The sequence below is a fragment of the Bernardetia aquimarina genome, assembly GCF_042180575.1.
In the GTDB taxonomy this organism is placed as follows: Bacteria; Bacteroidota; Bacteroidia; order Cytophagales; family Bernardetiaceae; genus Bernardetia.
Genome location: NZ_CP170094.1, coordinates 3,484,137 through 3,498,842 on the forward strand (window position 1 = coordinate 3,484,137; position 14,706 = coordinate 3,498,842).

Below are 14,706 nucleotides of genomic sequence, written 5' to 3' on the forward strand. Positions count from 1 at the left end.
CCATACATTGTTAAGTAAAATAACAATCATTCTGTTTTAATCTTCTTTATAAAAAAATATACATGAAAAATTCAGCCTCTTTAGCTTCTCAAAACTCACAAGCTGTTCAACATAGTTCGCTTACAGGACTTTTAATTGCTGCTGTCATTACAGTTGTTCTTTTTAATGTTCCTTATGGACGTTATATTATTTATCCGTTCAATATTCTAGGAACTTGGTTTCACGAAATGGGACATGGACTAATGGCACTTCTTTGGGGAGGAGACTTTATACAATTAGAAATGTCTAGTGATGGTTCAGGAGTTGCTACCACTACAAGTTCTAATATGATTGCAAGAGCATGTGTAGCTGCTGCTGGATTGATGTCGCCTCCCATTATAGGTGCTATTTTGATTATGGCTGGTCGTACTCAAAAAGGCTCAAAAATAGCTATGAGTATTTTAGGAGGAGTTTTACTTGTGTCAGTTGTTTTTTTGGTACGTTCCGTATTTGGTATTATTGCTGTTAGTCTTTGGGGAGCATTAATTATGGCTTTTGCATTCAAATTACCGACTTCATACAAACCATTTGTAGTTCAATTTCTTGGAGTACAAGCGTGGGCAAGTACTTTTCTGAGCTGGGATTATATGTTTAGTGATAGTGCAAAAATGGGAGTTTCAGATACACAAGCGATTGCAAACCTTCTTATCTTGCCGTATTGGTTTTGGGGAGGAGCAATAGCTCTTTTTGCTGTCTTTATGCTTTTAGTAAGTTTGAAAATAGCTTTTAAGAAATAACTTTTTATCCAATCAATAGAAAATATTGACCACTTAATTATAGAATCTTTCTATAATTGAGTGGTTTTTTTTATAAGTATATAAATATTATCAGATAAAATAATCATATTTTTTATACCTTTAGACTAATCGTATGTACTTTGTGCATTTACTTCTATTTAGATTACACTCAAACTATCAATATAATGAAATTTTATCCTATACTGAATAAACTACAACTTTCCTCTTTAGCTATTGCTTTTGGGTTTATTGGTGCATTTACTACTACTACACTCGCCCAATCGTCATTTCAAGAAGATACAGAGTTTTCAAACAAATGGGAAGAAAAACTAAATGAGGCACTTTCTTCTACTCATTCTCACACAGATAGAAGTGATAACACTCATCGTTCTTGTCTTTCTTTGGTGCTTTTGGAAGGAGAAAAAAATAAAAAACGACTTACTTCTCGTCTTCAAAAAGTTTTAAGAACCTACAACGAACGCCCTTCGCTTAGTTTTTCAGTAGATTCTCGTCATTTTCGTTTTCATTACGACAAAACAGGAACAAATGCAGTTCCTTCAATGGATAATAATACCAATGATATTCCAGATTATATAGAATTTATGGCTGCCGAATTTGAGAATGTATATCAAAAAGAAATTGATAATTTGGGATTTATTCCACCACCAAGTGATGGCGAAGAAGGAGGAGGACAGGATTTTTATGATGTCTATGTTACCGATTTACAACAGGGATTGTATGGATATGTTGCACCTGAAATCACAGTAGGCGATAATCCAAACTCATCTGCTACCGAAACACAGGCAAGTACAAGTGTGTTGAGAATGCGTAATAATTATGAGGGTTTTGGTCTTGAAAATGATGCACTTAAAGTAACTGCTGCACACGAATATTTTCACTCTATTCAATTAGGTTATAATGCTTCTTCGCCTTCTGCTTTTGCATTGGAGGGTTCGGCTTCATGGATGGAAGAAGTGATTTATCCAGGTATAGATGATAATTTTCAGTATTTAGAAAGTGTTTTGGGTGCGCCAGATGTAGCCCTAAATTATGATTTTTCGGATGATAATGACCCTAATTTTAATGATTTTACAACACAATGGTACGGCTCATGGATATTTTTTCAATATGTAGGAGAGAATTATGGAAAAGAAGTAGTAAGGACATTTTGGGAAAATATGCGTTCTCAATCTGAATTACAAGCACTCAATGCTGCTCTTCTTACCAAAAATGTAAGTTTGAATACTGCTTTTGAAGATTTTTTTGTAGCTAATGTAGTTTTGTCAGCTAGTTCTGCTTCAAGACCTTTTGTTTATGCTCGTGCTACTGATTATATCAATTATTTGAGAGAAAATATTGACTCTGAAACAGTTAGAATTGAAGGAGCTATTAATTTTTCGGGACAGGGAGTAACTTGGAATAGTACTGCAAGTGGAAATAGACGTTTGATGCGCTTTTCGGCTGACTACATAAAATTGGCTACACAACAAGAAGAATTCAAGGTAGAAATAACACCTACTGATGAAACAAGTGAAATAGGAATTCAGTTTGTGAGTTTTCAAGCCAATGGACAAGTAAGAGTTATCAAAAATTATCCTAGTGCTGGAGTAAATGCAAAAATTGAAGTGCAAAATGTAAACTCCACAGATAAAATGTATTTGATTGTTTATAGATTAGGAAGGTTAAATGATGATTTTACATCTAAACAATATAGTTTGAGAATTGCAAGTATTGATGAAATAACAGGAATAGAAGATGATTTGGGTGGAGATAATTATTTCAAAATTGCATCAAATCCTATTTCTGACAAATTGAGTTTCATTTATAAACTTGAAAATCAAAATATCAAAAACTATAAAGTAAATGTTACTGATGTTTTGGGTAGAATAATGGTGGAAAATAAGTCTATTACTGAACCTATTGCTACTTCAAAATGGGCAAAAGGAACTTATTTTGTGACTCTTTTTGATAATCAAAAGCCTATTGCTGTTCGTAAAATAGTGGTTCAGTAATCAAAAACAAACATTTTAGAAGTTATGCTGTTAAAAAGTCAGTAGGAAATGTATTTTATAATTAGTCTACTGACTTTTTGGCATTATTTAGTAAGTGCTTGTTTGATTTTTATTTATTTTAAGTTTGTTTTTATTTAAAAAACAATGCTTTTTTATTATTTTGATTGCCAAAACAAAGAATGAAAATTGGTTTGAGTTTTGATTATATTCTAGTAGAATCAACCAACTTTAGATAATAAGCTGTTCAAGCATTAAAAATATATACAATTATGATGACCATAGATAAAACCTTAACCAAAAAACTTGCCTTACAATCACAAGCTGAAAATATAGCCAGTGGAGGAACTGTTCCTACAAAAATGTTTCTTTCAGAAGAAGAAAATGGATACTTACTTCGTCTGACAGCAGCTTCTGTAAAGCCAAATTCATATAAAATAGAAATTCGTCAAGGACATTTAATTATTATGTCTTTAGTCAAGATTAGCGAATTTGAAGGTGTCCCACGTTTTATGCAAGCCTTTCCAATTCTTCCTCATGTAGATTCGAATGGAATAGAAGCTCGTTATGTAGATGGAGAGCTTCATGTTTTTGCTCCCTTCAATGATAATGCAGACCAAGGTGAAAATAGAAAAATTGATATAGATTTCTGAATCTAATTTTAATGAACCAAAATATAGAAAAAAGCCTTCTTTTTTAAGAATATTCTTAGAAAATGAAGGCTTTTGTTTTTTGAAAATATCTTGAAAAAATGACACGACAACAACAACTTATCGAATGGACAGAGTCTATTATAAAAACTACTCAAAAATGGAAAGACAAAAAAATAAAAATTCAAGTAAGTCTAACAGATAGAGATTTTGATAGACATGGAAGTAGTTTTATTTCCTTTTCTATGATTTTTAAATCTTTTTATATCCGAACAAGTGGAGTGAGAATGATGTTTGGTGGAACAAATAATGAACTTGTAGAAGTTTCGACAGATTTTTTGATACAAGTAGAAAGTACAGAAAACCAAATTATTTGTACAGAAAAGCTAGGCGAAAATGATTTAAAACAACCTATTTTCAGAAAAACTACTCTCATTTTGTTGTGAAATTAGAGTAGATAATCATTCTTTAATTTTTATTAAAAAATATAGGTGTAAGTGTATAACCAGCTTCTTTTAATAAATTTACCATTCCTTCTTTTCCTCCCAAATGACCAGCTCCAACGGCTGCAAAAATAGTGTTTTTCTTGCTTTTCTTATTTTCTTGTTTAAATTCTTTTGTAAGTTCCTTTCTCATCTGTTCTTCCATTCTTTGCACCATCACAATATTTCGTCTGACAATAAGTGATTGATATGATTCTTTTTCAAACTCACCTGAAATTTGGTCGTGTAATAGTTCTATATTTTCACTCAAATAAAGTGAAATCAGTATTTCCATTGGATTAGCTGTATCTTGTAATTCTACCAAAGTTGTATCATTTTTATTTACATCATCCACAATAGCTACATCGACTTCTACTTTGACAGAATCTTGTAAAACAGCTTCATTTTGAAGTTTATTTTTTTCTACAATATAATCATAAAGCTCTCTTGCTTGTTTGTCTATTGGCGTAGAATTGAGAGCAGTCATTTGTTCTTTTACAGTTTCTAATCCGATTACGTTTTGTTCGTTTTCTCTAGCTCGGTTTTGTAAGTGCATATCCAAAGCAGGAAATTTTTCTAGTGTTGCACTTTCTCCTTTTTTAGTTTTATTTGTAGCTTTTGCAAGTTCTTCTTGTTCCTTTTCTTGCAACATTGCCATAATAAAAACAGGACGAACCATATCTAAGAAAGGTGCTAATTCTCCTATTTTTTTTGCTAAATAGGGTTTTATTTCTTGATACTCTTCTTTAGTAAGTAATTTTGAAAGTGTAGAATCTGCTGGCGACATCACATAACCAATCGCTAAAATAGAGGTCATAAAGTTCAAATCTAGTTCGCCAGCTACCGTCAATGAATTATCCATATACGGATAAACATTTGAGGCATAATCAATTACTCGCTCATCGCCTACATGAACAGTTCCAAAAAGATATGATTTTTGTTTAAGGTTATTTCCACTTATTTCCCAAAGAAGTTGCGCCTTTGCAAAGGGAACAGTAAAGAAAAATAGAGATAAAAAAAACAAATTAAGTAGATAGGAAGAGTATTTCGACATACGTAGAGATTTAGGTTTTTAAAGGATAAAGCCAACAAAATAAGCATTCTATTTTTAATAGAACGAATAATTTTGTTTTGTGTTCTCTACTTTTTGGATTTGGTCTGAATAATTTGTTTGTTTCCCTAATTATAATTACGGAATATCCATAAATTTATGGGTTTGTAGCGAAACTTGCCATCTAGGATTTTCTTTTACAAACTCTATCAAAATAGGTAAATTTTTACTGCTTTTACTCCATTCGGGTTGAATAAGTAATTTACAAGATTCCGAAACTTTTTGTGCTTCTTCTTGCGCCCATTTCAAATCACTAAGTGCATAAATGACCATTTTGAGTTCGTGTGCCTTTTCATAAATTTCTTCTAAAGGCTTTTTGAATCTTTTGGGAGAAAGTGTAATCCAATCTAAAGTACCTGAAAGTGGATGCGCTCCCGATGTTTCGATATGAATTTTGAATCCTTCTTTTTGTAAGGCTTCTGTAAGTTCATCCAAATTGTGCATAAGTGGTTCGCCTCCTGTAATAACGACCAAACGAGCAGGAAAAGAACTGGCTTCTTTTACAATCTGAGAAATAGATTGTTGTGGATGCGCTTCTTTGTCCCAAGATTCTTTTACATCACACCAAAAACAACCTACATCACATCCTCCCAAACGTATAAAATAGGCTGCATGCCCCATAAAAACACCTTCACCTTGTAAAGTGTAGAATGCTTCCATTACTGGAAGAGAAGAAGCTGTTAATGGCTTTTTCATAGAAGTAGATGAAGGTTTAAAGTCTGATTTGGTTTGCCTAGTTGATTTCAAAATGGGTTTAGATAGTTTTGACAACGACGACAAAGATGATGATATAGTAGGCATTTTGATTTCGTAATTTAGAATTTAAAATAAAGAATACGGCGAAGGTATGCAAACTCCATAGCGCAAAAAGAATGCAAAGGTAATGTTTTTAAAATAGAAAATAAAATAGTATTACTTACAATATCGTAATATAGTTTTATATTTGTGTTAATTCTGAGGTGTTTTAGAGAGATTATCTATTTTCTTAATTGAAAAAAACGATACTCAAGAAAAATCAAATTTAGAATTTTATTTTTATAAATGACTTGTTATCAGGTTTTTATAAATATTTTTTTCTAAAACTCATTACTTTTGAATATAATAAAAACCCTTAATATTAAATATTGGGATTAACCCTAAGAAATATGAATCTTTCTCAACATATATTTGTAGTGATTAGTTTATCAATGCTTATTTATTTTCAATAGTGTTTTAATATCCTTTTTAAGAAAGTATATAACACAAGAATAAAATAGACAAAATTTTATCGATTTTAAAATGTTACTAGCCGAGAGAAATAATGTTTTAATCGTAAAAGCCTAACTCTATACGTAATTCTACGTATTTAAAATAAATCAAGGCATAAAGTTTGGCTAATATCTACTACAAGTTAAGTAGCACATTTTATATTATATTTTGTAATACATAGTCAATTTGATTTAATTAAAAATACGTTTTGATGAATTATAAAATATCTAAATCACAGGAAAAACAATTTCATAAAAATAATATTGCACTTATTACTACCATGATAACTACCTTACTTACAACTCTTCTTATTACAGTTTCTTCTTTTGCCCAAAACATACAAGAGAATGATGCAACTATTGCTTACAAACTAGGAAAGCAACAAGAAAAAAGTGCTTCTACAACAGCACATTACGAAAAAGCATTTCAGTTGTATGAGAAATCTGCAACTTTAGGATATGATTCTGCACAAGTTGCATTAGCACAGTTTTATGAGCTTGGTATAGGAACAAAGGTAGATTTTTTGAAAGCTGCTGACTTATATCAACGTGCTTTAGAACAAGGAAATGCACAAGCTGCTTTTCGTTTGGGAAATTTATACGAAAAAGGAAGTGGGGTAGAGCAAAGTATGGAACAAGCTGCTCGTTGTTATTTACAGGCATGGGGTGGAAAATACCCTCGTGCTGGCGAGGCTTTGGAACGCATAGATGCAAAACGTTGGTTGCCTTCAGATTTGCCTACTTATCGTTTTTATTTAGCCATGAATAATGATGCAGAAGCACAATACGAACTCGGTAAAATGTATTTAGATACAAAAACAAGCGCAAGACCAAACTGGGTAAAAGCAAAATATTGGCTTGAAAAGGCTGCAATAAATAATTTTGTAGAAGCTCAACTGCTTTTAGCTAAAACCTATCAAGAAGGACAAATTATAGAAAAAAATAGTGAATTAGCTACATCTTATTACAATCAAGCTGCTAGACAGAATAACAAAACAGCTTTGGCGTGGCTAGAAAATAAGCAAAATCAAGAAAATAGTGAAAATATAAGATTAACAGCAACTACTAATTCTACTCATTCAACAAAAAATGAAATTGTAGTCATCAATCATTTTGAAGAAGGTTTAAAACAATGGAATATCAAAAATAATCAAGCTGCTTATACTCATTTTCAGAAGGTATCTTCTAAAAAACAACCTCAAGTTTTGAAATATCTAGCTATTATGCACAAAGATAATTTGATTCCAACAGCAAATTTATCAGAAGCAATTTTGTATCTAAATGATTATATAACGATGTATCCAGAAGATGCAGAAGGCTACAAACTTTTAGGAGAAATTTATCTTGCCAAGAAACAAAAGTCAGAAGCTAAATATTATTTTGAGAAAGCAGAACAAAAAGGAATCAAGATAACAAAAGAAATTTGGGCTTCTTTGGAGTAAGAGTAATTACAGTTTTTGACGTGAATAAAAGTAGAAACCATTTTATTAATAAAATAAAATGGTTTTTTTTTAGATTTATGTGTCGTTGTTGGTACTTTACTGACACCAAAAATCATATTTTTAACAAAAAAAGACCTAGTAATTTTTAGAAAAAAACGGTACATTTTAAGTATATGAAAAACCTAATCCTACTTCTTCTTTTATCTTTCCTAAACTTCTCTCTAGCTTTTGCAAATGGAGGAGTTGTAGATGAAAATTATTTCAAAAAAACTGGGAATATTCGTTTACTTCAAAAAGCTGATATTTCACTTTTGAAAGAAGATTTGAGCATAAAAATCATAAGTGATACTACCTTTATTGAAGTTACTTATTTTTTGAAAAATAATGGAAATACGCAGTCTGTTCATTATGGTTTTCCTGTGGATATGTATGAAGGCGATTGGAGAGATGACAAGTATGTCAGTCTTTTAAGTTTTGATGTTTGGGTCAATACTATTGCTGCTAAATATTCATATTGGCGAGTAAATAATGCCTATGAAAGTAATGAACATAATAAAGAAGAAGATAAATATTATCCTTCCAAAATAGATAGACAATGGTATGCTTTAAAACTAGATTTTGAAGAAGGAACAACACAGACTTTAACTATAAAATATGCCATTCAGAATTATAAAAGCGATTATTATTATGGATTTGGATTTATTCCCACACCTTCTGAAAGACGATTTGTATATGATTTATTTCCTTCAAGTAGTTGGGCAGATGGAATAGTTCAAGATTTTTCTGTAACAATGGATTTATCAGATTTGTATCAACATCAATGCAATCCAAAAATTGAAGGATTAGAAAATTTGAAAGAAGAAAAAGGAATTTATACATTAAAAACTCAAAATTTTGACCTCAAAAAACGTTCGTATTTAGCAGTTATTTACGATAATAAAAGAAGGAAAATTGCAAAAACATTGAAAACAGAATATGAACTCTTTCCAATTGCGTCAATTTCATCATCAGCCGAAAATGCCGAATATTTGATTGATAATGACCCAAATACAGTTTGGAAAGGTAAGGAGGGCGATTGGATAGAAATAAAACTTCCTAAAAAAATGATTCCATATAAAGTTTATACAACAAAAACTGACTCTCTTATCAGTCGAATAGATTATCCAATAGGAATTACGTTTTTGAATGGTAATTATTCATCAAAAGAAAAGTTTGAAGCAGAATCAAAAGTAAAAAAAGTGCTTGTAAAACTAAATGGTATTACAATAAAGAATAGTCAAGGAGAAGATTACAATAATTTATCTCTAAGTAAAGCTGAATTTTCTACTGAAAAAACTCCTTATAAATCTTTGGTAAGTCCATTTAAGGATAACTTGATGATGTATATTTTTCATAGCTCTGATTTAGGAAGTATAAAACTTCACAAAGACTATGTACACACTATTTTTATACAAATTCAACAATCAGATTCCTCAACTAAAGAAGTGAGTATTTCAGATTTATATTTATTTGGTTATCAAGATTGGTATGGAAAAACGAAACCTTTTTAGAAAAGATTGAAAAATAACTATTTCTATTCAAAAAAATAATTCGTATTTTGTGATTGATTCGATAAAAATGGAAAAGAAGTAGAAATCTCGTTGACAGCTTTAGCCTCACCAACGGTTAGGATTATAAATTGAATAAAACTGAATGAATAATTTTCGTCTTACTATTTGGCAACGTATCTTTGGAGGATTTTCTGGTCTTCTCCTACTTTTTATTGCGGGGGCAGTTACACTTATTGTCCAACTCAATCAAAATGTAGCGCAAATAGACGAATATACAGAAGTGGTTCAGCCCTCTGTTGAGAATCTAAAAGAATTTCGCAGCCTTGCCAATACTTCGATGAGGCTCATTACAAGTTATGTTTATTTTCAGAGTGAAGAACAAAACGATGCAGCCAAAAACTCACTTCGCAAACTTCAAAGCAAAACCTATCCAGCCATAAAAGACAAACTTATTTCACTTTCAGAAGGCTGGCAAGGCGATAAAGAAACCTCGCTTGAAATTTTGAATAATACATTTACGGCAATGGATAGTATGCACAAAATCGAAGAGCGTATTGTTTCTTCATTAAATGATAAAAATGCAACTGAAAAAAATCTTTTAGTACAAGAAATAGGCTTTCAAACTCAAATGCAAGGGCTAAATAATATCTTCGAACAGATAAAGATAGATTTAGAAGTATTGATAGAAAATAAAAAAATAGCAGGACAACAGACACAAGATGCCGTCAATCGTGCTTCGGTTACGCTGCGTAATGAAACTATTTTTGTAAGTATTATCGCTATTATTTTAGGATTTTCGCTTGCTTTTTTCTTAGCTCAAACGATTATCTCACGTATAAAAGTAGTTAAAGACAGTATAAAAAAACTTAGTGAGGGAGTTTTGCCACGTTTTGAGAAATACAGACATGACAATGAAAATGTGCAAGTTGATGAAATTGGAGAAATGGAAATTGCATTACAAACCTTGATTCTTGGTTTAAAAGATACATCAGATTTTGCCAAAGAGATAGGACAAGGACATTATCAATCTGATTTTACACCTCTTTCGGATAGAGATATTTTAGGAAATTCTCTCCTCAAAATGCGTAATAATCTACGAGAAACAGAACATAGTGCAAAAGAAAGACGTTGGAAAAATGAAGGTACAATGCTCATTTCAGATGTTCTCCGAAATAGTAGTCGTTCTTTTGAAGAAATTACAGACGAACTCATCACGACTCTAGTAAGGTATTTAGAAGCTAATCAAGGTGGGTTTTTCTTGAAAGAACAAGAAGGAAGACATGAGCAGCTTCGACTAATGGCATATTATGCGTGGGATAAAAAACGTTTTTTGGATAGTACCATTCAGTTAGGCGAAGGCTTGACAGGGCAGGCGTGGCAAGAAGGACAAACGATGCACCTTACAGATGTTCCCAAAGAATACGTTGCTGTTACTTCTGGGCTTGGAAAAGCAAATCCACGTTCGGTTTTGATTGTTCCAATGCTTTTGAATAAAGAAGTATATGGAATGATAGAAATTGCTTCTTTTAAGAAATTTGAATCTTATCAGATTGAGTTTTTGGAAACCATTGGTGAAACCGTTGCAGCAACACTTTCAATTTTGCAAAGTAATATTACTGGGCAGCGTCTGTTACAAGAGTCCGAACAAATGACGCAGCAATTACGAGCGCAAGAGGAAGAAATGCGCCAAAATATGGAAGAGCTACAAGCCACACAAGAAGAGATGGGAAGAGTGCAAAAAGAATTGCAATACAGAAATGAACTTATTCAATCTAGTTTTTATTTGTTAGAATTAGATTATAAAAAGAATATTACAACCATAAATGATTTGGCTGTTGATGTTTTAGGATATTCAAAATCTACACTTTTAGAACGCTCTGCTTTTGGAATTTTTGCACAAGAAGGCGAACTCCAACAAGGATTTAATACAATGGCACAAGGCGCAATTTGGAAGGCTGAAACAACAATGCTCAACCGAACAGGACAAGAAATTTGGGTACAAGCTATCGGAGTTGCCCTTTTTAATAATGCTGGAACGATTGAAAATTATGTACTTGTTTTAGCTGACATTTCACAACTCAAAGCAAATGAAGCAAAAATAAAAGAACAAACTACAAAAATGGAAGAAAACAGGAATTCTGAAAAAAGACGTTCAGAATATGCGCTTCAAGCTCAAAAAAGTATGCTAGAAAAATTGGTCGCTAGGCATACAACTGAAAAAGAAGAACTCCAAAAACGTATTGAAGAATTAGAGAAAAAGAATTGATAAAGGATTATTGAAAATGAAAACTACAAAATCGTCTAACTTACCTTCGTACATTACCTTCGACGCTTTAGAAAATATCGCTTCATTGCTTCAAAACAAACAAGTGGCTGTTTTGGTAGATGAAAACACAAAAAGAGATTGCTATCCTATTTTATACAAAGTATTCGAAAATGCCAAACTGCCCAAACCACTTTTGATAGAAATTCGATCAGGTGAAATAAATAAAACACTAGAAACCTGTACACATATTTGGTACGAACTCACTCAAAATCATTTTGATAGAAAAGCCATTTTACTCAACTTGGGGGGAGGAGTAATTGGCGATATGGGAGGTTTTTGTGCTGCTACTTATAAGCGTGGAATTGATTTTATTCAGATTCCGACAACACTTTTATCACAAGTAGATGCTAGTGTAGGGGGAAAATTAGGAATTGATTTTAATGGTTTCAAAAATCATATTGGACTCTTTAAAACTCCTTCAAAAGTTTGGATTCATACCCCTTTCTTGAAAACATTGCCTCAAAATGAACTTCGCTCTGGTTTTGCTGAAGTAATAAAACATACACTAATTGCAGACAAAGAAGCATGGCAAAATCTTTTAAAAGATGATAAACTAAATAAAAATAATTTTGAAAATCAAAGTATTGTAAATAAACAAAATGAACTTTGGGATAGAATTGTTGCTCATTCAGTTGCTTTAAAAGCAGAGGTTACAGAAGCAGACCCAACAGAAAAAGGATTTCGTAAAATCTTGAATTTTGGTCATACGATTGGACATGCAATCGAATCTTATTTTATAGAAGAGAATAAAAAAAATAGTCAAAAGAAGAATATCAAACCTGTTTTTTTGCACGGAGAAGCCATTGCCTTAGGAATGATAGCAGAGAGTTATTTTTCAGCTTTTTTATGTAAAGAAAATTATCCTAATCAAAAATTTATTTCAGAAACAGATTTTACAGTAATAAAAAATTATATTTCTATTGTTTTTGAAGACACAATTACCAATTTTAGAAATGCCATTCAACAAGAAAATATCTTAGAAGAAATAATAAAGTGGGCAAAACAAGACAAAAAAAATGCTCAAAGTACAATTCTGACATGTGCTTTAGAAGAAATTGGACAAGCAACTTTTGATATTCCTATCTCAGAAATCCAAATTTTTGAATGTTTGAAGCAGATTTAATAAAATTGGATAAGATATTGCCATTATTATCACAACTATTAATAAAAATGAGTAGTATTTAGATATTCTATATACTGCCTAAAAAGCCAATATTAGGACAAAAGTTTGATTTTAAGTAGAAAAAATAAAATTAAACACAGCTTTTTGCTATCAAAACTACTCAATTTATCTTTATAATTTGTATCTTTAAGAAATAAATAGCTTCTTTGAGTTAAGTAAGTATTCATTGATTAAAACGCAATACCTATAAAATTAGGAATAAATTGTATAAAAATAGATGCTTTATAAAAGTTGAAATGTAGTAAAAAAGTTAATTTATACTTAGAATTTCAAGGATACTAAAAACTCTGTTTGTATGAACAATGGGAAATATCAACCAAGAACTGGAGCGTTTGCAACTTATTTCAGATTTTCTGAAAGGTAAACTCTCTGCCAAACAATTAGAAAAATTTAAAAAAAGACTGGAAAATGACCCTGTTTTGCAAGAAGAGTTGTATAAGCACAAAACACTCATCGAACTCTTGAAGAAAAAGCAAGAGCAAAATATTGTCTCTCTATTAGAACCTACAAATGATGTTGATTATATGAAACAAGAACGCATTTACAGAAGAAATCAGCTTCGTCAAGAACTTGAAAAAATAAAAGAACAAAAAACAGAACAACAAAAAGATTGGGAACGAAAAGTAGCCCAGTCTAATCAACCTTCTATTTATAAAATGGCTGCTGTATTTTCTTTAGCTATTGCTATTGGAGGAAGTGTTTTTTTTGTAGCTGCACAGCTTATTGATTCTCAAAATGAAAAAGCCTTACAAGCTCAAGTTGATGCACCCACATTGGTAGAGGTCGAAACTGACCCAACCGATGCATTAGACAAAACAAAAGATAACTCTCTTTTCTCAAAGGAGAAGAAAGAAGTTATGGTACAAAACTCTACTTCATCAGATAAAAAGAATGAAATAGAAAAAAATACTACTGCTCAATCAGAAAAAGAAAATCTAATAGCTTATCAACCAATAGACGAATACGAAAACAAACTTAATCAAGTTACTCGTAGCACAATTAATTTAAAATCTCCCAATATTTTTGTAGAAAAATATACAGGAAATTTGATTTTTGAATGGAGTGGAATAAGTGAAGAAGAAATTTATTTGGAAATTATCAATTCAAAGAAAGAAACAACAACTTTCGAAAATCTACAAAGTCCTTTTAATTTAGACCAACAGCTTGAAAAAGGAATTTATTATTGGGTGCTTCAAACAGATAGCGAAGTTATAAAGAGAGGAAAGTTTTTGGTTAAGTAATCAAACTGTATCACAGACTTCCTAGTCTGTGTCAGCAATTCCCAATGTAACACGAATGCAATCTCAAAGCTATGATTTAGTCATTTTTTTGCTAAAAAAATCAACATTTAAGAAAGTTTAAAGCTACTTTTTCAAATTTTTGAATCCTAGAAAGGCGTTTTATTGCTAATTTAATTTACATTGGGAACTGCTGAGTCTGTGTGAGTATTATTCAATACTTCATTATCCAAACTTTCTGTTCTTCTGTATCTGGAATACTTACTCCTCTAGTTTTACTTATTTTTTCGATAGTTTCTTGATTAGAAATTCCTTGTTCTATCAAAATAGCTGAACAAAGCATTCCTGCACGTCCGATTCCTCCTCTACAATGGACTATTATTTTTTTGTTTTGATTAATTTTTTCTGCCAAATTTTTGACTAACTCTCTAATCTGAATAGTTTGTTTTTCAGTCGGAATGCTTCTATCAATAATCGGAAAAGAAATAAAATCAATAGCATATTTTTCACAGACCTGTTTTTCATTCTGTAATCCTAAATCAAAATTCTCTTCTTTTGTAAGCAAACTAACTAAAACAGTTACTTTTTGGTTAGCAAAATTGATAATGTCTTCTTCTAAAGAGTCATCTGAATTTGGTTTTGGCATAATCGCCAAGTTTTTAGTAATCCAAAATATTCTTGTTTTCATAATT

Annotated in this window: 12 protein-coding genes; 9 read left to right on the plus strand and 3 right to left on the minus strand. The window is 31.3% G+C overall.

Annotated features, from left to right (window positions below):
• Positions 1-62 precede the first annotated feature (62 nt).
• From ACE193_RS14885 to ACE193_RS14900, 4 genes are all read left to right on the plus strand, one after another.
• Positions 63-776, plus strand: coding sequence for a M50 family metallopeptidase (locus ACE193_RS14885; protein WP_375559014.1), 714 nt, complete (start codon positions 63-65; stop codon positions 774-776).
• 185 nt (positions 777-961) lie between these two features.
• A complete protein-coding gene (locus tag ACE193_RS14890; protein WP_375559015.1) occupies positions 962-2,788 on the plus strand; it encodes a T9SS type A sorting domain-containing protein in 1,827 nt (608 codons plus the stop codon).
• Between the two features lie 269 nt (positions 2,789-3,057).
• A complete protein-coding gene (locus ACE193_RS14895) occupies positions 3,058-3,438 on the plus strand; it encodes an Hsp20 family protein (protein ID WP_375559016.1) in 381 nt (126 codons plus the stop codon).
• A 98-nt stretch (positions 3,439-3,536) separates the two neighbouring features.
• Complete coding sequence (locus ACE193_RS14900; RefSeq protein WP_375559017.1) at positions 3,537-3,881, plus strand: hypothetical protein; 345 nt, start codon at positions 3,537-3,539, stop codon at positions 3,879-3,881.
• Positions 3,882-3,903: 22 nt separating this feature from the next.
• Here ACE193_RS14900 and ACE193_RS14905 read toward each other — a convergent pair whose 3' ends face one another.
• Together ACE193_RS14905 and ACE193_RS14910 are read right to left on the minus strand one after the other, a co-directional pair.
• Positions 3,904-4,971 (minus strand): TraB/GumN family protein, encoded by a 1,068-nt coding sequence (locus ACE193_RS14905; protein ID WP_375559018.1) that lies wholly within the window; start codon positions 4,969-4,971, stop codon positions 3,904-3,906.
• A gap of 135 nt (positions 4,972-5,106) precedes the next feature.
• Positions 5,107-5,724, minus strand: a complete 618-nt coding sequence (locus tag ACE193_RS14910; RefSeq protein ID WP_375559019.1) for a 7-carboxy-7-deazaguanine synthase QueE — start codon at positions 5,722-5,724, stop codon at positions 5,107-5,109.
• A 763-nt stretch (positions 5,725-6,487) separates the two neighbouring features.
• On the opposite strand from ACE193_RS14910, the gene ACE193_RS14915 reads away from it, so the two are divergent.
• The 5 genes from ACE193_RS14915 (at position 6,488) to ACE193_RS14935 (ending at position 14,017) form a co-directional block, all read left to right on the plus strand.
• Positions 6,488-7,717, plus strand: a complete 1,230-nt coding sequence (locus tag ACE193_RS14915; RefSeq protein WP_375559020.1) for a hypothetical protein — start codon at positions 6,488-6,490, stop codon at positions 7,715-7,717.
• 173 nt (positions 7,718-7,890) lie between these two features.
• Positions 7,891-9,267: a hypothetical protein gene (locus ACE193_RS14920; RefSeq protein ID WP_375559021.1), complete on the plus strand. Its 1,377-nt coding sequence runs from the start codon at positions 7,891-7,893 to the stop codon at positions 9,265-9,267.
• 142 nt (positions 9,268-9,409) lie between these two features.
• Positions 9,410-11,533 (plus strand): GAF domain-containing protein, encoded by a 2,124-nt coding sequence (locus ACE193_RS14925; RefSeq protein WP_375559022.1) that lies wholly within the window; start codon positions 9,410-9,412, stop codon positions 11,531-11,533.
• Between the two features lie 16 nt (positions 11,534-11,549).
• Positions 11,550-12,716 carry a 3-dehydroquinate synthase gene (aroB, locus tag ACE193_RS14930; RefSeq protein ID WP_375559023.1) on the plus strand — a complete coding sequence of 389 codons (1,167 nt, stop codon included), beginning with the start codon at positions 11,550-11,552 and terminating at the stop codon, positions 12,714-12,716.
• A gap of 362 nt (positions 12,717-13,078) precedes the next feature.
• Positions 13,079-14,017 carry a hypothetical protein gene (locus ACE193_RS14935; RefSeq protein WP_375559024.1) on the plus strand — a complete coding sequence of 313 codons (939 nt, stop codon included), beginning with the start codon at positions 13,079-13,081 and terminating at the stop codon, positions 14,015-14,017.
• Between the two features lie 211 nt (positions 14,018-14,228).
• Here the strand turns inward: ACE193_RS14935 and ACE193_RS14940 are convergent, their stop codons facing one another.
• The gene (locus ACE193_RS14940) at positions 14,229-14,702 is read right to left on the minus strand and encodes a dual specificity protein phosphatase family protein (RefSeq protein WP_375559025.1); all 474 of its coding nucleotides are present in this window, start codon (positions 14,700-14,702) and stop codon (positions 14,229-14,231) included.
• Positions 14,703-14,706 lie beyond the last annotated feature (4 nt).

Coding starts and splice junctions, on each gene's coding strand:
- ACE193_RS14890 (WP_375559015.1), top strand. CDS start 962: ATGAAATTTTATCCTATACTGAATAAACTACAACTTTCCTCTTTAGCT.
- ACE193_RS14885 (WP_375559014.1), top strand. CDS start 63: ATGAAAAATTCAGCCTCTTTAGCTTCTCAAAACTCACAAGCTGTTCAA.
- ACE193_RS14915 (WP_375559020.1), top strand. CDS start 6,488: ATGAATTATAAAATATCTAAATCACAGGAAAAACAATTTCATAAAAAT.
- aroB (WP_375559023.1), top strand. CDS start 11,550: ATGAAAACTACAAAATCGTCTAACTTACCTTCGTACATTACCTTCGAC.
- ACE193_RS14910 (WP_375559019.1), bottom strand. CDS start 5,724: ATGAAAAAGCCATTAACAGCTTCTTCTCTTCCAGTAATGGAAGCATTC.
- ACE193_RS14925 (WP_375559022.1), top strand. CDS start 9,410: ATGAATAATTTTCGTCTTACTATTTGGCAACGTATCTTTGGAGGATTT.
- ACE193_RS14905 (WP_375559018.1), bottom strand. CDS start 4,971: ATGTCGAAATACTCTTCCTATCTACTTAATTTGTTTTTTTTATCTCTA.
- ACE193_RS14895 (WP_375559016.1), top strand. CDS start 3,058: ATGATGACCATAGATAAAACCTTAACCAAAAAACTTGCCTTACAATCA.
- ACE193_RS14935 (WP_375559024.1), top strand. CDS start 13,079: ATGGGAAATATCAACCAAGAACTGGAGCGTTTGCAACTTATTTCAGAT.
- ACE193_RS14900 (WP_375559017.1), top strand. CDS start 3,537: ATGACACGACAACAACAACTTATCGAATGGACAGAGTCTATTATAAAA.
- ACE193_RS14940 (WP_375559025.1), bottom strand. CDS start 14,702: ATGAAAACAAGAATATTTTGGATTACTAAAAACTTGGCGATTATGCCA.
- ACE193_RS14920 (WP_375559021.1), top strand. CDS start 7,891: ATGAAAAACCTAATCCTACTTCTTCTTTTATCTTTCCTAAACTTCTCT.